We start from the raw sequence: 22,265 nt of genomic DNA, 5'->3' as shown, positions 1-22,265 counted from the left end.
CAAGATCCGTTACAACGTCGGCTTGGCTTCACCGGCACGTGTTGATAAAGCAAGCGTTGGAGGAATGCTGCAACGCAGCAAAGCGAGGTAGACATGTCATGTGGGCTTGGCTATGCTCGCGCCTGTCCAGAAGGGTGCCCGTGGTTGGTGCATCCGCATCCCGGGTTTCCTATGCTGCGTTTCCGTTTCCTGGCCGCCATGCCGCGGCCGCGCCCTCGCTTTGTCCGTCACCTCGCCGCCTGCATCGTCGCGAGTACGGCATTGCCGTGGGCGGCCCAGGCGCAGGAAACGACGGCCGTGAACCCGCCTGCGGCCAGCGTGCCGCTCGTCAACGATCTGGAAAGCCCGTTCGCTTTCCACGGCCAGACCACCTACATCTGGCAGCGCAAGCCGTCGTTCGGCGCCGCGTACTCCGGGGAAAACAGCCTGACGCCGAATCGTGCCAAGAGCTATTCGTTCACCGCCACGTTTGACCTGGGCCTGCGGCTCTGGAAGGGAGCCGAATTCCACCTCAACCCCGAGGTGGCACAGGGCGTGCCATTTTCCGAGTTGCACGGCATGGGCGGCCTGTCCAATGGCGAACTGGCCAAGACGGCCAGCACGAGCCCCAAGGTCTATCGCGCCCGCGCCTTTATCCGGCAGTACTGGGGCATGGGCGGCGGCGAGGAAACGCTTGAGGCCGATTTCAACCAGTTCGCGCGTACCGTCGACAAGCAGCGCGTCGTGCTGACCGCCGGCAACTTCGGCGTGATCGATGTGTTCGACGTGAATCCCTATGGGTCGGACCCGCGCACGCAATTCATGAACTGGTCGTTCATGACGCACGGCTCCTGGGATTACCCGGCCGATTCGCGCGGCTACGACTGGGGCGCGGCCATCGAATACATCGGCGATGGCTGGTCGGCGCGCTTCGGGCATTTCCTGCAGCCGCAGGAATCGAACGGCCGCGCGCTCGACACGCGGCTGTTCGAGCACTACGGCCAGATGCTGGAACTGGAAAAGCGCTATGCCATCGCAGGCCGCCCAGGGCAGGCGCGGCTGCTGCTGTGGCGGAACAAGGCCAACATGGGCGCCTTCAACGATGCGATCGCATTCGGCCAGGCCAACGGCGTGACCCCCGATGTGGGCGAAGTCCGCCGCGAGCACACCAAGACGGGGGTGGGCGTTGCGCTGCTGCAGGAAGTGGCCGACGGCGCCGGCGTGTTCGTGCGCGCCAACTGGTCCGATGACAAGACAGAAACTTACGCGTTCACGGAAATCGGCCGGCAGGTGTCGGGCGGCGGCACGCTCAAGGGCGCGTCATGGGGCCGTCCCAATGACGAACTGGGCATTGCGGTGGCGGTGAACATGCTGGGATCATCGCACCGCAGCTACCTGGCCGCCGGCGGACTGGGCGCGTTCCTTGGCGATGGCGCGCTGCGCTATGGGCCAGAACAGGTCTTCGAGATCTACTACAGCATTGCCGTGTGGAAGACGCTGAGCCTGAGCCCGGATTTCCAGTATGTGCGAAACCCCGGCTACAACCGCGATCGCGGACCGGCCAAATTCATCGGCATCCGCGCGCACGCGGAGTTCTGAGCGACGCGCGTTGCGCGGGATCCCGCGCAACGCAGTGACGGCGAGGGCGGCAGGAAACGCCTGCCGGTGCGGTGCTTACTGCCGCGCGTTGCGCCGGTTATCGGGCCACGGCGTGTTGAAGTTGGTGCGGAACGGGTTGATGTCGAGCCCGCCGCGACGTGTGTAGCGCGCGTAGACCGCAAGTTTTACCGGCTTGCACATGCGCATCACGTCGGTGAAGATCCGCTCGACGCATTGCTCGTGAAACTCGTTGTGGTTGCGGAACGAGATCAGATACTTGAGTAGGCCTTCCTGGTCGATCGGTGCGCCCACGTAGCGGATCTGCACGCTGCCCCAGTCGGGTTGCCCCGTCACCAGGCAGTTCGACTTCAGCAGATGCGACACCAGCGATTCCTCCACGGGCGACTCTTCCTGATCGGCCTTGAGCAGCGTCGGGTCCGGCTCGTAGATGTCGGTCTCGATGTCGAGCCGGTCCAGCAGCAGGCCGTCCAGTTCGCCCATCTTCTGCGTGCCCAGATCGGCCTCGGTCACCAGCCGCACCTGCACCGTGCCGCCCGTGGCCGCCGAGACATCGCGCTGGAGCATCTGCTGCAGCGCTTCGGCCGATGCCAGCTTGGTCTGGTTGAACGAATTCAGATACAGCTTGAACGACTTCGATTCGACGATATTCGGCGTATCGGCCGGAATGATGAACGTGGCCAGCGCCACCTGCGGCTTGCCCTTGAGATTGAGCCAGGACACCTCGTAGGCATTCCAGATGTCGACGCCAAAAAACGGCAGCGCCTTGCCTTCATCGAGGCCGATTTCCGTGCGCTTGGCCTGGCGCGGAATCGGAAACAGCAGGGTGGGATCGTATTCGGTCTTGTAGGCCGAGGCCTTGCCTAGCGGCGAGTGCTCAGGAAGCGTCATGATTCGATTCAGGACAGGAACAGCTTGTAGACGGGATTGTCGGTCTCGTCCCAGTGTACGTAACCGAGCGTGGAAAGGAAGCTGCGGAATGCGCGCTTCTCGTTTTTCGGCACCTGGATGCCGACCAGGATGTTCGAGGTGTCGGCGCCCTGGTTGCGGTAGTGGAACAGGCTGATGTTCCAGTTCGGGCTCATGCTCGACAGGAAACGCATCAGCGCGCCCGGCCGCTCGGGGAATTCGAAGCGATACAGCAGCTCGTCGTGCGCCAGCGGCGAATGGCCGCCGACCATGTAGCGGATGTGCTGCTTGGCCAGCTCGTCATTGGACAGGTCCAGCGTGTCGAAGCCGTGGCGGCGGAAATTGGCGGCGATCTTGTCGCTTTCCGCGCGGCTGGCGATCTGCACGCCCACAAAGATATGCGCCACGCCGGTGTCGGCGATGCGGTAGTTGAACTCGGTCACGCTGCGCGTGCCAACCTGCTCGCAGAAGCGCTTGAAGCTGCCGCGTTCCTCGGGGATCGTCACGGCGAAGATCGCCTCGCGCGCTTCGCCCACCTCGGCGCGTTCGGCCACGAAGCGCAGGCGGTCGAAGTTCATGTTGGCGCCGCAGGCGATCGCCACGAGGTGCTGGTTCTTGAGCTTTTCGCGCGCGGCGTAGGCCTTCAGGCCCGCCACGGCCAGCGCGCCGGCCGGTTCCAGGATGCTGCGCGTGTCCTGGAAGACATCCTTGAGGCCCGCGCAGATTGCGTCGGTGTCGACCAGGATGATGTCGTCGACCAGCTCGCGCGTAATGCGGAAGGTTTCCTTGCCGACCAGCTTCACGGCGGTGCCGTCGGAGAACAGGCCCACGTCCTTCAACTCGACGCGCTTGCCGGCGTCGATCGAACGCTTCATCGCGTCCGAATCGTAGGTCTGCACGCCAATCACCTTGATCTCCGGGCGCACGGCCTTGACGTACGACGCGATGCCGGAAATCAGGCCGCCGCCGCCGATCGCGACGAAGATCGCGTGGATCGGGCCCGGATGCTGGCGCAGGATTTCCATCGCGATGGTGCCCTGGCCGGCAATCACGTCGGGATCGTCGAACGGATGGATAAAGGTCAGCTTGTGCTTCTTTTCCAGCTCGGCCGCGTGCAGGTAGGCGTCGCTGTACGAATCGCCGTGCAACACGATCTGCACCCATTCGCCGCCGCGCTCGCGCACCGCGTCGATCTTCACCTGCGGCGTGGTGGTGGGCATCGCGATGATCGCCTTGCACTGCAGCCGCGCGGCCGAGAGGGCCACCCCCTGCGCATGGTTGCCGGCCGATGCCGCGATCACGCCGCGCTTGAGCTCTTCCGGCGCGAGGGACGCCATCTTGTTGTACGCGCCCCGCAGCTTGAACGAGAACACGGGCTGGGTGTCCTCGCGCTTGAACCACACCGCATTATTGGTGCGCGCCGACAGCGCGCTCGCATAGGTAAGCTCGGTTTCCTGGGCCACGTCGTACACCTTGGCGGTCAGGATCTTCTTCAAATAGTCGGGCTGGGCTGGGGTGCGGGTCATGTCTGCGGTTGCCACGGCGCGGTGGCAAAAAAAGCCGGAAAAATCGGCGGAAAGCGCCAATGATAATGGATGGCGCACGGGCGGCCCCGGCCAACGGGTCCGCAACGCAAACGTGCCGCAAAGGCCACTGTTGTAGGACAGCGCCCGGTGGACGCTCGTCAAATCGACGTGTTACGGTTTCACGCGATGCCCCCGCTACCTCTTATCGAACCCAATACCGCGCTGTTTCTGGACTTCGACGGCACGCTGGCGGACCTCGCGCCGCGCCCCGAGCTGGTGCAGGTCGAACCGGAACTGGTCGGCACGCTGCGTGCGCTGCATGTCTGCCTCGATGGCGCGCTGGCGATTGTCTCCGGCCGGCCCGTGGCCGAGCTCGATCACTTCCTGCAGCCGTTGCGCCTGCCTGCCGCGGGCGTGCACGGCGCGGAATTCCGTAACGGCGCCGAGCGCATCGTGCGCCCGCCGGCGCCCGGCATCGGCCCGCTACTGCCCCATCTGGAGGCACTTGTGGCGCGCCATCCGGGGCTGCAGCTCGAACGAAAATCGGTCGCCGTGGCGATTCATTACCGGCAGGTTCCGGAACTCGAACCGCTGGTGCGCGCGGCCGTGGCCGACGTGCTGCGCGATGCGGTCGGCCTGGAAGCGCTGCCCGGCAAGATGGTGGTGGAAATCAAGCCGGCCGGCGTCGACAAGGGCGGTGCGATTGCCACGTTCATGCGTTCGCCGCCGTTTGCCGGCCGCCTGCCCGTGTTCGCCGGCGATGACGTCACCGACGAAGCCGGCTTCAGCGTGGTACGCGAACTTGGCGGCATCGGCGTGCTGGTCGGCCAGCGCGCCACCGCCGCATCGGTCAGCGTGACAGGGCCTGCCGCCCTGCGCAGCTGGCTGCACCGTTGTGCGCATGCACTGACTCAGCAGATGGCGCAGCGCAACGGTCAGCATTCCCTCTCACCCCCATCGCCAGACAGGGAGGACCTGTAGTGAGTGAACCTGCCAACCTCAACCCCACGGTTGCCACCGAGGCGCCCGCGATCAACACCGATTCGGACGATTCCTGTCGCCAGGCCGAACCGTCGCTGTCGCTGGGCATGATCGGCAACTGTGCGTTTTCCGCGCTGGTGGATGGGCGCGGACGCATCGTGTGGTGCTGCATGCCGCGCTTCGACGGCGATCCGGTGTTCAACGCGTTGCTGGACACCAGCGAGAACGCCGGGCATTTCAACATCGAGATCGAAGACTTTCATGAGGCCACGCAGTGGTACGAGCCGAACACCGCCGTGCTGCGCACGCGGCTGATCGACCGCCATGGCGGCTGCCTCGAGATCACCGATTTCTGCCCGCGCTTTTTCCGGCTCGGCCGCTACTTCCGGCCGCTGACGCTGGTGCGGCGCATCCGGCCGATCCACGGCGCGCCGCGCGTGCGCGTGACCGTCGCGCCGCGTTTCAACTGGGGACGCACCAAGCCGCAGGTCACGCGCGGCAGCAGCCACGTGCGCTACGTCGGCGAGGACATGACACTGCGCATGACCACCGATGCGCCGCTGGCCTACGTGCTGTCGCAGACGCCGTTCCTGGTCACGCGCGGCTACAACTTCATCCTCGGGCCCGATGAAACGCTGACGCACAGCGTGGAAGACATCGCGCGCGATTTCGAACAGGAAACCACCGCGTACTGGCGCCTGTGGAGCCGCCGGCTCGCGGTGCCGCGCGAGTGGCAGGAAGCGGTGATCCGCGCTGCCATCACGCTGAAAATGTCGCTCTACGAGGAAACGGGCGCGATCGTGGCGGCGATGACCACCAGCATTCCCGAGGCGCCGGGCAGCGGACGCAACTGGGACTACCGCTACTGCTGGCTGCGCGACGCGTTTTTCGTGGTACGCGCGCTGAACAGCCTGTCCGAAGTCGGCACGATGGAAGACTATCTGCGCTGGCTCTCGAACGTGGTGATGCAGTCGCAGGACGGCCATATCCAGCCCCTCTACGGCATCGGGCTGGAGCGCGAACTGCCCGAAAGCATCCTCGACCACTTGGGCGGTTATCGCGGTATGGGCCCGGTGCGCGTCGGCAATCAGGCGCAGGAACACTTTCAGCACGATGTCTACGGCAACGTGGTGCTGGCCGCTGCGCAGGCGTTTCACGACCACCGCCTGCTGTTTCGCGGCGGTCCCGCCGAATTCCGCAGGCTCGAGGACGTGGGCGAGCAGGCGGTGCGCGTGTTCGGCACGCCCGACGCGGGCATGTGGGAATTGCGCACGCGTGCGCGCATTCACACCTCGTCGGCGCTGATGAGCTGGGTGGCGTGCGACCGCCTGGCCAAGATCGCCGTCAAGCTCGAACAGCCCGCGCGCGCCGCGTACTGGCACGACCACGCGCATCGCATGAAGACGCGCATTCTTGAGGAATCGTGGAACGAGCAGCGGCAGGCCTTCGCCGAGAGCTTCGGCGGCAAGGAACTGGACGCCAGCGTGCTGCTGATGGCCGAGGTCAACTTCATCGACCCGAAGGATCCGCGCTTCGTCTCGACCGTGAAGGCGCTCGAGGAATCGCTGTGCGATGGGCCATACATGCGGCGCTACGAGGCACCGGACGATTTCGGCAAGCCCGAGACGGCCTTCAATATCTGCACCTTCTGGCGTATCGACGCGCTGGCCCGCATTGGCCGGCGCGAAGAGGCGCGCGAGATCTTCGAGGCCATGCTGGCCGCGCGCAATCCGCTTGGATTGCTCTCGGAGGACACACACCCGATCACCGGAGAGATGTGGGGCAACTTCCCGCAGACCTATTCGATGGTCGGCCTGATCAACGGTGCCATGCGGCTGTCGGCACCCTGGGACACCGTGATCTGAAGAAAGGATTGGCAACCACACAACGTACATATGGGCAGACTAGTAGCGGTATCGAACCGGGTCGCGGATCCGCGCAACCATGCGGCGGGTGGGCTTGCAGTGGCGCTCTCCGAGGCGCTCAACAAGACTGGCGGCCTGTGGTTCGGCTGGAGCGGAAAGGTGGTGGACGCGGCGCACGGCGGCACGCCAGGCGAAGGTGAACTGCATCAGACGCAGGCTGGCAACGTGACGCTGGCCACCGTGGACCTGAGCCGCGAGGATCACGATTCGTATTACCTCGGCTATAGCAACGGCGTGCTCTGGCCGGTGCTCCACTATCGCGTGGACCTGGCCGATTTCGATTCGGGCGGCAACCTGAACGCCTATCGGCGCGTGAACCAGCTGTTCGCGCGCAAGCTGGCGCCGCTGCTCAAGCCCGACGACGTGATCTGGATCCACGATTACCACCTGATCCCGCTGGCTTCGGAACTACGCGCCATCGGCTGCGGCCAGCGCATCGGATTCTTCCTGCACGTCCCGTTGCCGCCGCCGCTGATCCTGGCAGCCATTCCGCAGCACGAATGGCTGATGCGCGCGTTGTTCGCGTACGACCTGCTGGGTTTCCAGAGCCAGGCCGATCTCGATCATTTCTCGCGCTATGTGCAAGGCGAGGCGGGCGCCGAGCCGATGGGCGAATATCGCTTCCGCGCTTTTCATCGCACCGTGCGCGCACAGGCGTTTCCGATCGGCATCGATGTGGACGAATTCATCGAGCTGGGCCGCGAATCGGACGCGACCGAAACCTACGAGATGATGCGCGGCCAGTACTCGACGCGGCGTCTGCTGCTGGGGATCGACCGGCTCGATTATTCCAAGGGCCTGCCGCAGCGGCTCAAGGCGTTCCAGACCCTGCTGGCCGAGTATCCCGAGAACCGGTCCAGCGCCACGCTGATCCAGATCGCCGCACCGTCGCGCGAATCGGTCGATGCGTATGCTGACCTGCGGCGCGACATGGAAGGCATCACGGGCGCGATCAACAGCGAATACGGCGAACTGGACTGGATGCCGGTGCGGTATATCCACCGCTCGACCTCCCGGCGCCGGCTGCCGGGGCTTTGCCGCGCCAGCAGCGTGGCGCTGGTGACGCCGCTGCGCGATGGCATGAATCTGGTGGCCAAGGAATATATCGCCGCGCAGGATCCCGACGATCCGGGCGTGCTGGTGCTGTCGCGCTTCGCCGGCGCCGCCGAACAGCTCAAGGAAGCGCTGCTGGTCAATCCGTACGACACGCGCGCCACGGCGCAGGCGATTCAGCAGGCGCTGCACATGCCGCTGTCGGAACGCCGCGCGCGTCATCAGAAATTGCTGGAACGGATTCGCCAGCAGGATGTGCACTGGTGGAGCAGCGAATACCTGCGCGCGTTGATGGATACGGACGGGGGTTGACCGGTCGCTGAACGCAGGCTAAGGGCGCCTTGGGCCAAGGTGCAGTCGCGTCGCTTGATGAGCGCGTTGCCGGCGCCTGTGGCTCCGGCAGGCGTTCGCTGCCGCCTAGCGCAGTGGACTGGGCGTCAGATCCGCCGGTGTGTCGATATCGCGGAACGCGCCGTCGTCCTCGGTCAGCACGCGCGTGACCGGCTGCGTTTTGAGCAGCGCGCGAGCGCCTTCGTCGCCATCGAGCCGCAGCAGTTCGTCGCGCCACGCCGCGCCGAAACCGACCGGATGGCCGCGCTGTCCGTTGCGCCACGGCGCGGCAATGGTGTCGCGCGCGGCGATCGTCAGCGCCACTGCGCGCACCAGTTCCATCGACAGCCATGGCATGTCAGCCAGCGCCACCACCCAGCCGCGTGCATCGGCGCTGGCCGCCACGCCGGCCCGCAACGCCGCGCCCATGCCTGCCTCGGCTGCGGCGGACTCGATGACCTGGCAGCCGCCGCGTCGCAATTCTTCCGCCAGTTCCGGCTGTCCGGGACGCACCACCGCAATCGAGTTCGGCAGTCCGGCCGCCAGCGTGCGCGCGCTGCGCCAGGCCACCGTGCGGCCGTCCGGCATTTTCTCCAGGAGCTTGTTGCGCAAGCCCTGCGGATCAAAGCGGCGACCGAATCCGGCGGCCAGCAGGATGCCGGTTGGCAGGTCGGTCTGCGTCAGCGCGGGGCGGGCGGGTTTGCTCATGACGACGTCGCGGAAGTGGTTGTCGCAGTAGGCGACGCCTGCGACGGGATCGGGCATTCGGCCTCGCCCGCCGCGATCTCGCGTGCGGCCTTGGCGCCTTCCACCTGCAGGATGTCCGGCAGCGATACGTGGTTCTTCGCGGCGATCACTTCGGCCAGCACCGAGATGGCGATCTCGGGCGGCGTGCGGCTGCCGATATAGATGCCGACGGGACCATGCAGGCGCGCCAGCTGCTGGTCGGTCAGATCGAATTCCTTGAGGCGTTCGCGCCGCGCCTGGTTGTTGCGGCGCGAACCCAGCGCGCCGACATAGAACGCGGGCGTGCGCAGCGCTTCCATCAGCGCCAGATCGTCGAGCTTGGGATCGTGCGTGAGGGCGATGACCGCGCAGCGTTCGTCGAGCTTCATTTCCATCACGGTGTCGTCGGGCATCGTGCGCACCATGGTCACGCCGGGGATATCCCAAGTTTCCGTGTATTCCTCGCGCGGGTCGCACACGGTGACCTGGAATCCCAGCCCCACCGCGATCTGGCACAGATACTTCGACAACTGGCCCGCGCCGATCACAAGCATGCGATAGCGGGGGCCGTGAATCGTCAGCAGCGTCTTGCCGTCGAACGACAGGCCATCGGCCGCTTCGGCATGCGCGAGCGTGGCGCGCCCGCTGGCCATGTCGAGCGAGCGCGCGACCAGCCGGCCGCCTTCCACGGCTGCGAGCAATTCGGCAATGCCGCTGTGCGCCGCCAGCGGCTCGGCCACGAGTTCGATCGTGCCGCCGCAGGGCAGGCCGAAGCGGTGCGCTTCCTCGGCGCTGATGCCGTATTTCATCGCTTCCGGGCGTGTGGCCCGGATGCCTTCGCGATGCACGCGATAGATGATGTCGTCCTCGATGCAGCCGCCCGATACCGAGCCGACCACCAGGCCGTCGTCACGCACCGCCAGCATGGCGCCTTCCGGACGTGGCGACGAGCCCCACGTTCTAACCACCGTTACCAGCAATACGCCATGTCCTTCTTGCTGCCACTTGACGCTGCTCTTCAGGACTTCGAGATCCACGCTGTCCATGATCGTTTCCGCTTCTTTTCCTGATTCTCTTCGCCGCCCGCGTCACTGTCGCCGGCGGCCCCGTTGCTCTGGGTATCGTTGTTGTCACTGTGCGGCGCTTCGCTGTCGCCGTCGTTGCCACTATCGTTGCCGCCCACCGCTTCGGTGAAGCGCGCAAAGAACGCGTCGGCCATCTTGCGCGCAGCGGCATCCACCAGGCGCGAGCCGATCTGGGCGATCTTGCCGCCCACCTGCGCCTGCACGACGTAGGTCAGCAGCGTCTCGTCGCCTTCGGGCGCCAGCGTCACGTTCGCAGAGCCCTTGCCGAATCCGGCCGCGCCGCCCTGTCCGTCGAACTGGATGGTGTAGCTGTCGGGCGCGTGGATGTCCTGCAACGCCATGCGTCCCTTGAAGCGCGCCTTGACCGGCCCGACCGCCGCGGTCAGCACCAGTTGATAGGCGTTTTCGCCATCGGGCTCGATGCTCTCACATCCGGGGATACATTGCTTGAGCAGCGCCGGGTCGTTCAGCGCTTCCCATGCCACCTGTTGCGGCACCGGCAGGCGTTGGGTCTGGGTCATTTCCATGGCGGGATTCCTTTGCCGAGGCTGGTTTGTCTCACGGGTGGAACGGCGCGCCGGGTGCCGGGGTCTGCCAGCAGCGATTCCAGCGCGAAAAGACTTTCGAGGTTGTGCGCCGGCCGCAGCGCATCGACATGCGGCAGGATGGCCTGCATGCCGCGCGCCTGTGGCGAAAACCCCGCATAGCGCAGCAGCGGATTGAGCCACACGATGCGATGGGCGAAGCGGCGCAGCCGCGCCATTTCCTGATCGAGCAATTCGATATGTTCGAGATCGATGCCATCGCTGACCAGCAGCACCGTGGCGCGGCCCGACAGCGTGCGGCGCGCCCACTGGCGGTTGAACGCGGCGAGTGCGGCGCCGATGCGGGTGCCGCCGGCCCAATCGCGTACCTGTTCGGTGATCAGCGTCACGGCCTCGTCGGGATCGCGTTCGCGCAATGCGCGCGTCACGTTGGTGAGCCGGGTGCCGAACAGGAACACATGCATGCGTTCACGCGATTGCATCAGCGCATGGCAGAAGTACAGCACCGCGCGCGAGTATTGGCTCATCGATCCGGAAATATCGAGCAGCAGCACGACCGGCGGCTTGCGTTCGGCATGCTTGCGGAATTTCCAGCGCAGCCATTCGCCGTGCTGACGCACCGCCAGTCGTGCGCTCGCGCGCAGGTCGGCGTGCGTGCCGCTGGCGGCCGCGCGCAGGCGCCGGGTGCGCTGCAGCGCCAGGTGCGCGCGGCGTGTGCGCACCAGATGCTGCAGCGCGCGCCATTCTTCGGCGCCCAGCGTTTCGAAATCGCGGCTGGCCAAGCGTTCCTGGCCGGAAAAGGTCAGCGGCGCGGTGAAGTGTTCCTCGCGCGGCGGCTGGGCCGGTTTCGGCGTCGACGGCTGCCGTGCGGCCAGCGCATCGGCCAGGCGATTGCTGCGTTTGGGCGGCGGCGCGCCCGCATCCACGCGCGGCAGCAGCATCGCGCGCAGCTTGCCTTCCCAGTCGGGATCGCGCCAGAACAGGTCGAAGGCCGCGTCGAACAACGGCCGTTGCTCGGGCCCGGACAGCACCAGCGCGGCCAGCGCGGCGCGTACTTCGGCGCGCGTGCCGATGTCGACATGCCGCAGCGCGTCGAGCGCATCCACGGCATGCGCGGGCGACAGGCCGAAGCCCGCACCGCGCAGCAGCCGCATGAAATGCGCGACATTGCGCGCCAGCATCGGCAGCGCGTGCGGCGCGGCCTGGCGGACGATCGGTGCGGCGTGCGCCATATCAGGCAGAAGCCGGCGCGGCGGCAAGCAGTTCGGCGATCGTGGGTCCATCTGCGCGCGCCAGGTCGTCCTGGTACTTGAGCAGCACGCCGAGCGTGTCGCGCACCGATTGCGGATCGAGTTCGGTCACGCCGAGCGCCGACAGCGCGCGGCACCAGTCGATCGCTTCGGCGATACCGGGCGCCTTGAACAGGTCGATGCCGCGCAGCCGATGGATGAAATCGACCGCCTGGCGCTGCAGCGCAGCCGCCGCTTCGGGCGCGCGCGCGGCCACGATCTGCAGCTCGCGATCGCGCTCCGGATAGCCCATCCATTGATAGAGGCAGCGGCGCTTGAGCGCGTCATGCACCTCGCGCGTGCGGTTCGACGTGATCACGATCAGCGGCGGCCGTTCCGCGCGCACCACGCCGACTTCGGGAATCGACACCTGGTATTCGGACAGCACTTCGAGCAGGAAGGCCTCGAACGGTTCGTCGGCGCGATCGATTTCGTCGATCAACAGCACGCGTGGCATGCCCGGCGCGGCCGGGTCGGGCAGCAGCGCTTCGAGCAAAGGCCGTTTGAGCAGAAAGTCGTCGTGATAGAGCGACTGCTGTTCGGGCCGCTCGCCGCGTGCTTCAGCGAGCCGCAGCGCCATGATCTGGCGCGGATAGTCCCATTCGTACAGCGCGCTGGCGGCATCGAGCCCTTCGTAGCATTGCAGCCGCAGCAACCGCGTGCCAAGCATGCCGGACATCGCGTGGGCCAGCGCGGTCTTGCCGACGCCGGGTTCGCCTTCCAGGAACAGCGGGCGCTGCATGCGCAACGCGAGATACAGCACCGTGGCGGTCTCGCGATCCGCGAAATACTGCTGCCGGGCCAGCAGCGCGAGGGTATGGTCGATCGAGGTGGGAAGCATTGAGTCCGAGGTTCGCGATGACGGCTGTGAAGCGCGCCCGCGCCCTTTTTCCGAACGGCGCCTGGAAAAAGGGCGCAGGGCGCGGCGCGGCTGGCTACCCCTTCGATGCCTGCTCCACCGCGCGCGACGCCAGCACCGGAATCAGATGCGCGCGATACGCCGCGGACGCATGCAGATCCGCATTAAGCCCGGCAGGATCGATCTTCACTGCGCGCGCCGCCGCCGGCGTGAAACTGGCCGCGAGCGCCTGTTCCAGTGCAGTCGAGCGAAATACGCTGTCGGCCGCGCCGGTGACAGCCACGCGCACCGTGCCGCCAGTGCGCGCCACCATCACACCAACCAGCGCGAAGCGCGACGCCGGATTGCGGAACTTGATGTAGGCGGCCTGATCGGGCGATGGAAAGCGCACCGCCGTGATCAGTTCGTCGGGTGCCAGCGCGGTTTCGTAGAGGCCCTTGAAGAAGTCATCGGCGGCGATCTCGCGACGGTCGGTGACCACCGTGGCGTTCAGCGCCAGCACCGCGGCGGGATAGTCGGCGGCCGGATCATCGTTGGCCAGCGATCCGCCGATCGTGCCCATCGCCCGGACCTGGCGGTCGCCGATACCGTTGGCCAGCACCGCCAGCGACGGAATGCGCCGGCGGACCTCGGCATTGGCCGCGACGTCGGCATGGCGTGCGGCGCCGCCGACCACCAGTGCGTCGCCTTCCACGCGGATGTCGGCCATGCCGGGAATGCGCGCCACATCGACCAGCATCGACGGAGCGGCCAGCCGCAGCTTCATCGCCGCGAGCAGGCTCTGGCCGCCAGCCAGGAATTTCGCATCGCCATCGGCCTTGAGGCGGGCCACGGCGGACTTGGCATCGGCGGGCCGTTCAAACTGAAATGCGTACATGTCGATCTCCCCGGTTACGACGCACTGGATTGCGCGGCCTGGATGGCCTGCCACACGCGGTGGGGCGTGGCGGGCATCTGTATGTCATGCACGCCAAGCGGCGACAACGCGTCCACCAGCGCGTTGATGAACGCGGGCGGCGACCCGATGGCGCCTGCTTCGCCGCAGCCCTTTACGCCCAGCGGATTGTGCGTGCATGGCGTGCCTTGAGAGGTTTCCACCGTGAAGTCGGGCAGGTCGCCCGCGCGCGGCATCGCGTAGTCCATGTACGAGCCGGTCAGCAACTGGCCGCTGTCGGGATCGTAGATGCATTGTTCGAGCATCGCCTGTCCGAGGCCCTGGCCGATGCCGCCGTGCACCTGTCCTTCCACGATCATCGGATTGATGATGTTGCCGAAATCGTCGACCGCCACGAACTTGACCACCTGCGATTCGCCGGTATCGGGATCGACTTCGACTTCGCAGATGTAGGCGCCGGACGGATAGGTGAAGTTGGTCGGATCGTAGAAGGCGTTTTCGTTCAGGCCCGGTTCGAGCTTGTCGAGCGGGTAGTTGTGCGGCACGTAGGCGGTCAGCGCCACTTCGCCAAAGGTCTTGGTGCGGTCGGTGCCGGCCACGCGGAACACACCATCGCTGAATTCGATGTCGGTGTCGGACGCTTCCAGCAAATGCGCCGCAATCTTCTTGGCCTTGGTCTCGATCTTGTCGAGCGCTTTCATGATGGCCGATCCGCCCACCGCCAGCGAGCGCGATCCGTACGTGCCCATGCCGAACGGCACGCGTCCCGTATCGCCGTGCACGACCTCCACCGCATCCAGCGCAATGCCGAGGCGGTCTGCCACGATCTGCGCGAAGGTGGTCTCGTGGCCCTGGCCGTGGCTGTGCGATCCCGTGAACACCGTCACCGTTCCGGTCGGATGCACGCGGATCTCGCCCACTTCGAACAGCCCCGCGCGCGCGCCGAGCGCGCCGGCAATATTGGAAGGCGCCAGCCCGCAGGCTTCGATGTAGCAGGAATAGCCCAGACCGCGCAGCTTGCCGCGCTGGCGGGCGGCGTCGCGCCGGGCGGGAAAGCCGGCCACGTCGGCCAGTTCCTCGGCGCGCGCCAGGCAGGGCTCGTAGTCGCCCGTGTCGTAGGTCAGGCCGACCGGCGTGGCGTACGGGAAGGTGCGGATGAAGTTCTTGCGGCGCAGCGCGGCCGGGTCGGTGTTGGTTTCGCGCGCGGCGGCCTCGACCAGCCGTTCGACCACATAGGTGGCCTCGGGCCGGCCCGCGCCGCGATATGCGTCGACCGGTGCCGTATTGGTGAACACGGCCTGCACTTCCGCATAGATCGCGGGTGTGGCGTACTGGCCCGCGAGCAGCGTGGCGTAGAGGATGGTCGGCACGCTGCTGGCGAAGGTGGACAGGTACGCGCCCATGTTGGCGACCGTATGCACGCGCATCGCCAGGAACTTGCCGACCGCATCGAGCGCCAGTTCGGCACGGGTCACGTGATCGCGCCCGTGGGCGTCGGTCAGGAACGACTCGGACCGCTCGGCCGTCCACTTGACCGGGCGGCCGACCTTCTTCGACGCCCAGGTCAGCGCGACGTCTTCAGGGTAGAGAAAGATCTTCGAGCCGAAGCCGCCGCCGACGTCGGGCGCGATGATGCGCAACCGCGATTCGGGCAGCCCCAGCACGAACGCGCCCATCAGCAGGCGTTCCACATGCGGGTTCTGGTTCGACACGTACACGGTGTAGGCGTCGTCCTGGCGCGTGTAGCTGGCGTTGACCGCGCGCGGCTCGATCGCATTCGGGATCAGCCGGTTGTTGACGATCTCCAGCGTGGTCACATGCGCGGCCTTGGCGAACGCCGCGTCGGTGGCGGCCTTGTCGCCGTGACCCCAGGTATAGCAGGTGTTGGCGGGCACATCGTCGTGCACCAGCGTCGAAGCCGCGGCGGCCTCGGCGGGGTTCACCACGGCGGGCAGTTCCTCGTAGTCGACGTCGATCTTTTCCGCGGCGTCGCGTGCCTGCTGCACCGATTCGGCGATCACCAGCGCCACCTGGTCGCCCACGTGGCGTGCCTTGCCGTGCGCCAGCGCGGGGTGCGGCGGCTCCTTCATCGGCGAGCCGTCGATGCTGTGGATCAGCCAGCCGCAGGGCAGGCCGCCGACCTTGTCGGCCGCCATGTCCTCGCCAGTCAGCACGGCGATCACGCCGGGCGAGGCGAGCGCTTCTTTGGTATCGATCGAACGAATGCGCGCGTGAGCGTGCGGCGAGCGCACGAAATACGCGTAGCTCTGGTGCGGCAGCGTGACGTCGTCGGTGTACTGGCCGTTGCCGGTGAGGAAGCGATAGTCTTCCTTGCGGCGCACGGATGCGCCGATCAGCGCCTGTTTGTCGGGTGCGTTCATGACGGGCCTCCCTTATTCGGCGCTGACCGCGGCGCGCTCGCCGCGCTGCGCGGCGCCACCAGCCTGCATCGCGGCCTGCCCCTGCTGCACGGCGCGCACGATGTTGTGATAGCCGGTGCAGCGGCACAGGTTGCCGTCGAGCTGCTCGCGGATCGCCTGCGCATCGGCATTGGGCTGCTGCGCCAGCAGCGACGTGGCCGCCATCACCATGCCGGGCGTGCAAAAGCCGCATTGCAGGCCGTGGCACTCGCGGAATGCCTGTTGCATCGGGTGCATTTCGCCATTGGCGGCAAGGCCCTCGATGGTGGTCACGCTGGCGCCATCCGCCTGGAGCGCGAGCATGTTGCAGGACTTCACCGCGCGGCCGTCCAGATGCACGGTGCAGGCGCCGCACTGGGCGGTGTCGCATCCCACATGGGTGCCGGTCAGGCGAAGCTGCTCGCGCAGAAACTGAACCAGAAGGGTGTTGGGTTCGACCTGGGCGTCAACGGGCTTGCCATTGACCGTCAGGCGGATGGGAATTGCCATGCTTGTCTCCATGTGGGTGGTGCGCGCATGGCCAGCTCCGCCGATCCCGATAATGACGACTGCGCGGGACAGGCCACGACGCGGTACTGCCGCTTGGTTGAGACGGCTATTTCGTGATATTGGTGCTGCCGGGTTTGCCCCATCGACGCGGCGCGATGAACGAATCGCCGCAACAGGCTCTAACAGTTAATCACAAAACCTGGGGTGTCGCCATGCGGGTTACTCTGCGCTTCGCCGCCCTCTGTTATCCGACGCATGGAAGCCTTTATCGACTGGCTGTTCGACACGATTGCACTGCCCAAGGTAGGGCTGCCGGCCATTTTCGTGGTCAGCCTGGTGTCGGCCACGTTGCTGCCGCTGGGGTCCGAGCCGGCCGTGTTCGGCTATGTGAAGCTGAACCCGCAGATGTTCTGGCCCGCCGTGATCGTGGCCACGGCCGGCAATACGCTGGGCGGCGCGATCGACTGGTGGCTGGGCTACGCGGCCAAGCTGGCGCTGGTGCGCTACCGCCAACGGCGCCAGCATCACCAGCATGAACTGGAACACGCCGCGCACCGCCCGCATCCGCGCAAGCGCCAAAAGCCCAAGCTGGACGCGAAATATTTCCGCTGGATGCGCCGCTATGGCCCGCCGACCATGCTGCTGTCGTGGCTGCCCGGCATTGGTGATCCTTTGTGCACGTTGGCCGGTTGGTTGCGCATGCCGTTCTGGCAAAGCCTGGGCTACATGGCGATCGGCAAGTTCCTGCGCTACCTGATCATGACCGGGAGTTTGCTGTGGATTCCCGACTCGTTCTGGCACGGCGTGGGGGAGGCGATCCGCCAGTGGTTCTAGAAGATTCGCCAACAGCATGAATTGCATGCAAAGCGCGAAGATCCCGGATCGATTCAGGGGTTATTCGGGCAAAAGGCGAATGGTGCGGTGCAGCGAAACAGGGCGTTGCAGTACAATCGCCCTTTAATGACGAAAATCCGCGCACTGTCCCCGTGCGCAGCTTCGAAGCGGTCCCGCCCATGAACGCCCCACTCGTGCTCGACGCCAAGCTCGCAGCGCAGGACGCCCCGCCGCGCCTGCGCGAGATCCCCTATAACTACACGTCGTTTTCGGATCGCGAGATTGTTATCCGGCTGCTGGGCGAAGAAGCCTGGCGCATTCTCGACGAATTGCGCGGCGAACGCCGCACCGGCCGTTCGGCCCGCATGCTGTACGAAGTGCTGGGCGACATCTGGGTGGTGCGCCGCAATCCGTATCTGCAGGACGACCTGCTCGAAAATCCCAAGCGCCGCCAGATGCTGGTCGGCGCGCTGCACCATCGCCTGAGCGAAATCGAAAAGCGCCGCGCCGCCGATCGCGCCGAGCACGCCGAGCCCGCCGCCGAAGACCGCTCGCACCGCGTTGAGCAACTGGTGGCGTTCGCCAAGCAGGCGATCGAATCGTTCAAGACCGAATTCGCCGAAGCCTATGCGTTGCGCAAGCGCGCGCAGCGCGTGCTGGGCAAGGTTACGCAGAAGGACAACATCAAGTTCGACGGACTGTCGCGCGTGTCGCATGTGACCGACGCCACCGACTGGCGCGTCGAATATCCGTTCGTGGTGCTGACCCCGGACACCGAGGAAGAGATCGCCGGGCTGGTCAAAGGCTGCTTCGAACTGGGCCTGACCATCATCCCGCGCGGAGGCGGCACCGGTTACACCGGCGGCGCCGTGCCGCTGACGCCGTTCTCGGCCGTCATCAACACCGAAAAGCTCGAACAGCTCGATCCGGTCGAGATGTCCGACCTGCCCGGCGTTGCGCACAAGGTGGCGACGATCTTCTCGGGCGCCGGCGTGGTGACGCGCCGCGTGGCCGACGCGGCCGACAAGGCTGGCCTGGTGTTCGCGGTCGATCCCACGTCGATCGATGCTTCGTGCATCGGCGGCAACGTGGCGATGAACGCGGGCGGCAAGAAGGCCGTGCTGTGGGGCACGGCGCTCGACAACCTGGCGTGGTGGCGCATGGTCGATCCCGAGGGCAACTGGCTCGAGATCACGCGCATGGACCACAACCTGGGCAAGATCCACGATGTGCCGGTCGCCACGTTCGAACTGAAGTGGTCGGACGGCAATCGCAAGCCGGGCGAGAAGGTGCTGCGCACCGAAACGCTGGCCATCGAGGGCCGCAAGTTCCGCAAGGAAGGGCTGGGCAAGGACGTCACGGACAAATTCCTCGCGGGCCTGCCGGGCGTGCAGAAGGAAGGTTGCGACGGCATCATCACCAGCGCGCGCTGGATCCTGCACCGCATGCCGCGCCATGTTCGCACGGTGTGCCTCGAATTCTTCGGCCAGCCGCGCGACGCGATTCCAAGCATCGTCGAAATCAAGGACTACCTCGACGCCGAATCGAAGCGCGAAGGCGGCGCGATCCTGGCGGGGCTGGAGCATCTGGACGAACGCTATCTGCGCGCGGTGGGATACGCCACGAAGAGCAAGCGCAATGCGTTTCCGAAGATGGTGCTGATCGGCGATATCGTCGGCGACGATGAAGACGCCGTGGCGCGCGCCACCTCGGAAGTGATCCGCATGGCCAACGGCAAGAGCGGCGAAGGCTTTATCGCCGTCAGCCCCGAGGCGCGCAAGAAGTTCTGGCTCGATCGCTCGCGCACCGCGGCCATCGCGCGCCACACCAACGCCTTCAAGATCAACGAAGACGTGGTGATTCCGCTGCCGCGCATGGGCGAATACACCGACGGCATCGAGCGCATCAACATCGAGCTGTCGATCAAGAACAAGCTCAAGCTCACCGACGAACTCGAAGCGTTCTTCGCGCGCGGCAACCTGCCGCTTGGCCGCAGCGACGACGCCAACGAGATTCCCAGCGCCGAACTGCTGGAAGACCGCGTGCAGCACGCGCTGACGCTGCTGCGCGAAATCCGCGCGCGCTGGCGCTATCTGCAGGATCATCTCGATACGCCGCTGGCGGCGGCGCGCGCGTCGCTGATCGGGCACGGTTTGGGCCTGCTCGGCCCCGCGTTCGAACAACGCCTGCAGGTGCAGCCCGATGCGGCGGTGTTCCATCTGCTGCAGGACCGCACCATTCGCGTGAGCTGGAAAACCGAGATCCGCGCCGAGCTGCGCAAGATCTTCAACGGCGGCGAATTCAAGCCGATCCTCGACGAAGCGCAGAAGATCCACAAGCAGGTGCTGCGCGGCCGGGTGTTCGTCGCGCTGCACATGCATGCTGGCGACGGCAACGTTCACACCAACATTCCCGTCAACTCCGACGACTACGACATGCTGCAGGACGCGCACCGCGCGGTGGCCCGCATCATGGCGCTGGCCCGTTCGCTCGATGGCGTGATTTCCGGCGAGCATGGCATCGGCATCACCAAGCTCGAATTCCTGACCGAAGCCGAGATCGGCGAATTCCGCGACTACAAGCAGCGCGTCGATCCGCAAGGCCGCTTCAACAAGGGCAAGCTGCTGCCCGGCGCGGACCTGCGCAACGCGTACACGCCGTCGTTCGGCCTGATGGGGCACGAGTCCATCATCATGCAGCAGAGCGATATCGGCGCGATTGCCGATAGCGTCAAGGACTGCCTGCGCTGCGGCAAGTGCAAGCCGGTGTGTGCTACGCACGTGCCGCGCGCCAACCTCCTGTACAGCCCGCGCAACAAGATCCTGGCGACGTCGTTGCTGGTGGAGGCGTTCCTGTACGAGGAACAGACGCGCCGCGGCGTGTCGATCAAGCACTGGGACGAATTTTCCGACGTGGCCGATCACTGCACCGTGTGCCACAAGTGCGTGACGCCGTGCCCGGTCAAGATCGACTTCGGCGACGTGTCGATGAACATGCGCAATCTGCTGCGCAAGATGGGTCAGAAGAAATTCAACCCGGGCACCGCCGCGTCGATGTTCTTCCTGAACGCGACCAACCCGCAGACCATCAATCTGGCGCGCACGGCCATGATGGGCGTAGGCTACAAGGCGCAGCGCCTGGGCAACGAACTGCTCAAGAAGCTGGCCAGGAAGCAGACCCAGCATCCGCCCGCCACGGTCGGCAAGCCGCCCGTGCAGGAGCAGGTGATCCACTTCATCAACAAGAAGATGCCGGGCAACCTGCCCAAGAAGACGGCGCGCGCGCTGCTGGACATCGAGGACAACGAGATCGTTCCGATCATCCGCAATCCGAAGACGACCACGGCCGAAACCGAGGCCGTGTTCTACTTCCCGGGCTGCGGGTCGGAGCGATTGTTCTCGCAGGTGGGGCTCGCCACGCAGGCCATGCTCTGGCACGTGGGCGTGCAGACCGTGCTGCCGCCGGGTTACCTGTGCTGCGGCTATCCGCAGCGCGGCAACGGCCAGTACGACAAGGCCGAGAAGATGGTCAGCGACAACCGCGTACTGTTCCACCGCGTGGCCAATACGCTGAACTATCTCGACATCAAGACCGTGGTGGTGAGCTGCGGCACCTGCTACGACCAACTTGCCGGCTACGAATTCGACAAGATCTTCCCGGGCTGCCGCATCATCGACATCCACGAGTATCTGCTCGAAAAGGGCGTGAAGCTCGAAGGTGTCACGGGTACGCGCTACATGTATCACGATCCGTGCCACACCCCGATCAAGACCATGGACCCGACCAAGCTGGTGAACGACCTGATGGGCGGCAACCAGGGCGGCGGCAAGATCGAGAAGAACGAACGCTGCTGCGGCGAATCGGGCACGCTGGCGGTGACGCGGCCGGACATCTCCACGCAGGTCCGTTTCCGCAAGGAAGAGGAAATGCGCAAGGGCGCCGACAAGCTGCGTGCCGACGACTTTGGCGGCGATGTGAAGATTCTCACCAGCTGCCCGTCGTGCCTGCAGGGCCTGTCGCGTTATAACGAGGATGCGTCGGTGACAGCCGACTACATCGTCGTGGAGATGGCCAAGCATCTGCTGGGGCCGGACTGGATGCCCGATTACGTGGCCAAGGCAAATGCCGGCGGCATCGAGCGGGTGCTGGTGTAACCGACCGCGGACGGCGGCGCCCAGCGTGCCGCCGCTCGCGATGCGCATCCCGTTCTGCGGCGCGGGAGCGTGCGCGGCAGCTTCGCCCTTTCAGATATCTCGATGAAACGAATTCCCAATTGTCCGTTGTGCGAAGCCGATGGCGGCGAGCTGGTCTGGATGGGGGACCGCGCGCGCGTGATCCTGGTCGAGCGCGACCGTTTTCCGGGATTCTGCCGCGTGGTGTGGAACGACCACGCCGCTGAACTGACCGATCTCGACGATGCTGACCAGGCCTGGCTGATGCGGCTGGTGGCGCGCGTCGAGCGGCTGGTGCGCGAGGTCATGACGCCGGACAAGGTCAACCTCGCCGCGCTGGGCAACATGGTGCCGCATCTGCATTGGCACATCATTCCGCGCTATCGCTGGGATTCGCATTTCCCCGAGGCCGTCTGGGCCGCGCCGCAACGCGCCGCCGATCCGGCGCGGATCGCCGAGCTGGCCAGCCGGCTGCCGGCGCTGCGCACCGCGCTCGCGGCGCTCGACACCGCCGATTGACCGGCCCGCGCAGCGCGCTTGTCCTCCCTCCTGCAAGATTCCCCGCGGCCTTGGTAAAGTGCCGTTGCAGTCTGGTACGGAACCCGCCATCGTGGTGGCGCGTCTGACACCG

At 66.0% G+C, this 22,265-nt stretch carries 17 protein-coding genes; 7 read left to right on the top strand and 10 right to left on the bottom strand.

Features of this window, described 5'->3' with window-relative positions; genetic code table 11:
- Positions 1 to 198: 198 nt before the first annotated feature.
- Entirely contained in the window at positions 199 to 1,578 is a 1,380-nt protein-coding gene (locus AC1RKI_RS01745; protein ID WP_492794335.1) for a carbohydrate porin, read from the top strand.
- A 75-nt stretch (positions 1,579 to 1,653) separates the two neighbouring features.
- Here AC1RKI_RS01745 and queF read toward each other — a convergent pair whose 3' ends face one another.
- Together queF and ilvA are read right to left on the bottom strand one after the other, a co-directional pair.
- On the bottom strand, positions 1,654 to 2,487 hold the full coding sequence (gene queF / locus AC1RKI_RS01740) for an NADPH-dependent 7-cyano-7-deazaguanine reductase QueF (protein WP_061958659.1): 834 nt from the start codon (positions 2,485 to 2,487) through the stop codon (positions 1,654 to 1,656).
- Positions 2,488 to 2,495: 8 nt separating this feature from the next.
- Positions 2,496 to 4,031, bottom strand: a complete 1,536-nt coding sequence (ilvA, locus tag AC1RKI_RS01735) for a threonine ammonia-lyase, biosynthetic (protein WP_061958679.1) — start codon at positions 4,029 to 4,031, stop codon at positions 2,496 to 2,498.
- A gap of 186 nt (positions 4,032 to 4,217) precedes the next feature.
- On the opposite strand from ilvA, the gene otsB reads away from it, so the two are divergent.
- From otsB to AC1RKI_RS01720, 3 genes are read left to right on the top strand one after another with little or no spacing between them, the layout of a single operon-like run.
- On the top strand, positions 4,218 to 5,012 hold the full coding sequence (gene otsB, locus AC1RKI_RS01730; RefSeq protein WP_150980162.1) for a trehalose-phosphatase: 795 nt from the start codon (positions 4,218 to 4,220) through the stop codon (positions 5,010 to 5,012).
- A gap of 50 nt (positions 5,013 to 5,062) precedes the next feature.
- Positions 5,063 to 6,877: a glycoside hydrolase family 15 protein gene (locus AC1RKI_RS01725; protein WP_061958678.1), complete on the top strand. Its 1,815-nt coding sequence runs from the start codon at positions 5,063 to 5,065 to the stop codon at positions 6,875 to 6,877.
- A 30-nt stretch (positions 6,878 to 6,907) separates the two neighbouring features.
- Positions 6,908 to 8,302, top strand: coding sequence for an alpha,alpha-trehalose-phosphate synthase (UDP-forming) (locus AC1RKI_RS01720; protein ID WP_061958657.1), 1,395 nt, complete (start codon positions 6,908 to 6,910; stop codon positions 8,300 to 8,302).
- A gap of 105 nt (positions 8,303 to 8,407) precedes the next feature.
- On the opposite strand, the gene AC1RKI_RS01715 is transcribed toward AC1RKI_RS01720, so the two are convergent.
- From AC1RKI_RS01715 to AC1RKI_RS01680, 8 genes are all read right to left on the bottom strand, one after another.
- Positions 8,408 to 9,028: a nucleotidyltransferase family protein gene (locus tag AC1RKI_RS01715; protein ID WP_244786651.1), complete on the bottom strand. Its 621-nt coding sequence runs from the start codon at positions 9,026 to 9,028 to the stop codon at positions 8,408 to 8,410.
- On the bottom strand, positions 9,025 to 10,092 hold the full coding sequence (locus AC1RKI_RS01710; protein ID WP_492794071.1) for an XdhC family protein: 1,068 nt from the start codon (positions 10,090 to 10,092) through the stop codon (positions 9,025 to 9,027). The genes AC1RKI_RS01715 and AC1RKI_RS01710 overlap by 4 nt, the downstream gene beginning before the upstream one ends.
- Complete coding sequence (locus tag AC1RKI_RS01705) at positions 10,065 to 10,658, bottom strand: SRPBCC family protein (protein ID WP_492794073.1); 594 nt, start codon at positions 10,656 to 10,658, stop codon at positions 10,065 to 10,067. Before AC1RKI_RS01705 ends, AC1RKI_RS01710 begins: the two co-directional genes overlap by 28 nt.
- Positions 10,649 to 11,908 (bottom strand): vWA domain-containing protein, encoded by a 1,260-nt coding sequence (locus AC1RKI_RS01700; protein ID WP_492794075.1) that lies wholly within the window; start codon positions 11,906 to 11,908, stop codon positions 10,649 to 10,651. Before AC1RKI_RS01700 ends, AC1RKI_RS01705 begins: the two co-directional genes overlap by 10 nt.
- 1 nt (position 11,909) lies before the next feature.
- Entirely contained in the window at positions 11,910 to 12,806 is an 897-nt protein-coding gene (locus tag AC1RKI_RS01695; protein WP_061958653.1) for an AAA family ATPase, read from the bottom strand.
- A gap of 94 nt (positions 12,807 to 12,900) precedes the next feature.
- A complete protein-coding gene (locus AC1RKI_RS01690) occupies positions 12,901 to 13,701 on the bottom strand; it encodes an FAD binding domain-containing protein (RefSeq protein ID WP_227458249.1) in 801 nt (266 codons plus the stop codon).
- 14 nt (positions 13,702 to 13,715) lie between these two features.
- On the bottom strand, positions 13,716 to 16,100 hold the full coding sequence (locus AC1RKI_RS01685; RefSeq protein WP_492794078.1) for a xanthine dehydrogenase family protein molybdopterin-binding subunit: 2,385 nt from the start codon (positions 16,098 to 16,100) through the stop codon (positions 13,716 to 13,718).
- Positions 16,101 to 16,112: 12 nt separating this feature from the next.
- Positions 16,113 to 16,628 carry a (2Fe-2S)-binding protein gene (locus AC1RKI_RS01680; protein WP_061958676.1) on the bottom strand — a complete coding sequence of 172 codons (516 nt, stop codon included), beginning with the start codon at positions 16,626 to 16,628 and terminating at the stop codon, positions 16,113 to 16,115.
- A 255-nt stretch (positions 16,629 to 16,883) separates the two neighbouring features.
- On the opposite strand from AC1RKI_RS01680, the gene AC1RKI_RS01675 reads away from it, so the two are divergent.
- From AC1RKI_RS01675 to AC1RKI_RS01665, 3 genes are all read left to right on the top strand, one after another.
- A complete protein-coding gene (locus AC1RKI_RS01675; RefSeq protein ID WP_150980121.1) occupies positions 16,884 to 17,462 on the top strand; it encodes a YqaA family protein in 579 nt (192 codons plus the stop codon).
- A gap of 179 nt (positions 17,463 to 17,641) precedes the next feature.
- Positions 17,642 to 21,616, top strand: a complete 3,975-nt coding sequence (locus tag AC1RKI_RS01670) for a DUF3683 domain-containing protein (RefSeq protein WP_492794080.1) — start codon at positions 17,642 to 17,644, stop codon at positions 21,614 to 21,616.
- Between the two features lie 102 nt (positions 21,617 to 21,718).
- Positions 21,719 to 22,153, top strand: coding sequence for an HIT family protein (locus AC1RKI_RS01665; protein ID WP_227458245.1), 435 nt, complete (start codon positions 21,719 to 21,721; stop codon positions 22,151 to 22,153).
- Positions 22,154 to 22,265 lie beyond the last annotated feature (112 nt).

This window comes from Cupriavidus sp. GW822-FHT06G04 (assembly GCF_058799075.1).
Note: the sequence above shows the minus strand (reverse complement) of the source record. Positions and strands in the feature narration are given on the sequence as shown.

Bases quoted from the DNA above. Each gene is read 5' to 3' on its own strand.
- AC1RKI_RS01745 (WP_492794335.1), top strand. From the start codon at position 199: ATGCCGCGGCCGCGCCCTCGCTTTGTCCGTCACCTCGCCGCCTGCATC.
- queF (WP_061958659.1), bottom strand. From the start codon at position 2,487: ATGACGCTTCCTGAGCACTCGCCGCTAGGCAAGGCCTCGGCCTACAAG.
- ilvA (WP_061958679.1), bottom strand. From the start codon at position 4,031: ATGACCCGCACCCCAGCCCAGCCCGACTATTTGAAGAAGATCCTGACC.
- otsB (WP_150980162.1), top strand. From the start codon at position 4,218: ATGCCCCCGCTACCTCTTATCGAACCCAATACCGCGCTGTTTCTGGAC.
- AC1RKI_RS01720 (WP_061958657.1), top strand. From the start codon at position 6,908: ATGGGCAGACTAGTAGCGGTATCGAACCGGGTCGCGGATCCGCGCAAC.
- AC1RKI_RS01715 (WP_244786651.1), bottom strand. From the start codon at position 9,028: ATGAGCAAACCCGCCCGCCCCGCGCTGACGCAGACCGACCTGCCAACC.
- AC1RKI_RS01710 (WP_492794071.1), bottom strand. From the start codon at position 10,092: ATGGACAGCGTGGATCTCGAAGTCCTGAAGAGCAGCGTCAAGTGGCAG.
- AC1RKI_RS01705 (WP_492794073.1), bottom strand. From the start codon at position 10,658: ATGGAAATGACCCAGACCCAACGCCTGCCGGTGCCGCAACAGGTGGCA.
- AC1RKI_RS01700 (WP_492794075.1), bottom strand. From the start codon at position 11,908: ATGGCGCACGCCGCACCGATCGTCCGCCAGGCCGCGCCGCACGCGCTG.
- AC1RKI_RS01695 (WP_061958653.1), bottom strand. From the start codon at position 12,806: ATGCTTCCCACCTCGATCGACCATACCCTCGCGCTGCTGGCCCGGCAG.
- AC1RKI_RS01690 (WP_227458249.1), bottom strand. From the start codon at position 13,701: ATGTACGCATTTCAGTTTGAACGGCCCGCCGATGCCAAGTCCGCCGTG.
- AC1RKI_RS01685 (WP_492794078.1), bottom strand. From the start codon at position 16,100: ATGAACGCACCCGACAAACAGGCGCTGATCGGCGCATCCGTGCGCCGC.
- AC1RKI_RS01680 (WP_061958676.1), bottom strand. From the start codon at position 16,628: ATGGCAATTCCCATCCGCCTGACGGTCAATGGCAAGCCCGTTGACGCC.
- AC1RKI_RS01675 (WP_150980121.1), top strand. From the start codon at position 16,884: ATGGAAGCCTTTATCGACTGGCTGTTCGACACGATTGCACTGCCCAAG.
- AC1RKI_RS01670 (WP_492794080.1), top strand. From the start codon at position 17,642: ATGAACGCCCCACTCGTGCTCGACGCCAAGCTCGCAGCGCAGGACGCC.
- AC1RKI_RS01665 (WP_227458245.1), top strand. From the start codon at position 21,719: ATGAAACGAATTCCCAATTGTCCGTTGTGCGAAGCCGATGGCGGCGAG.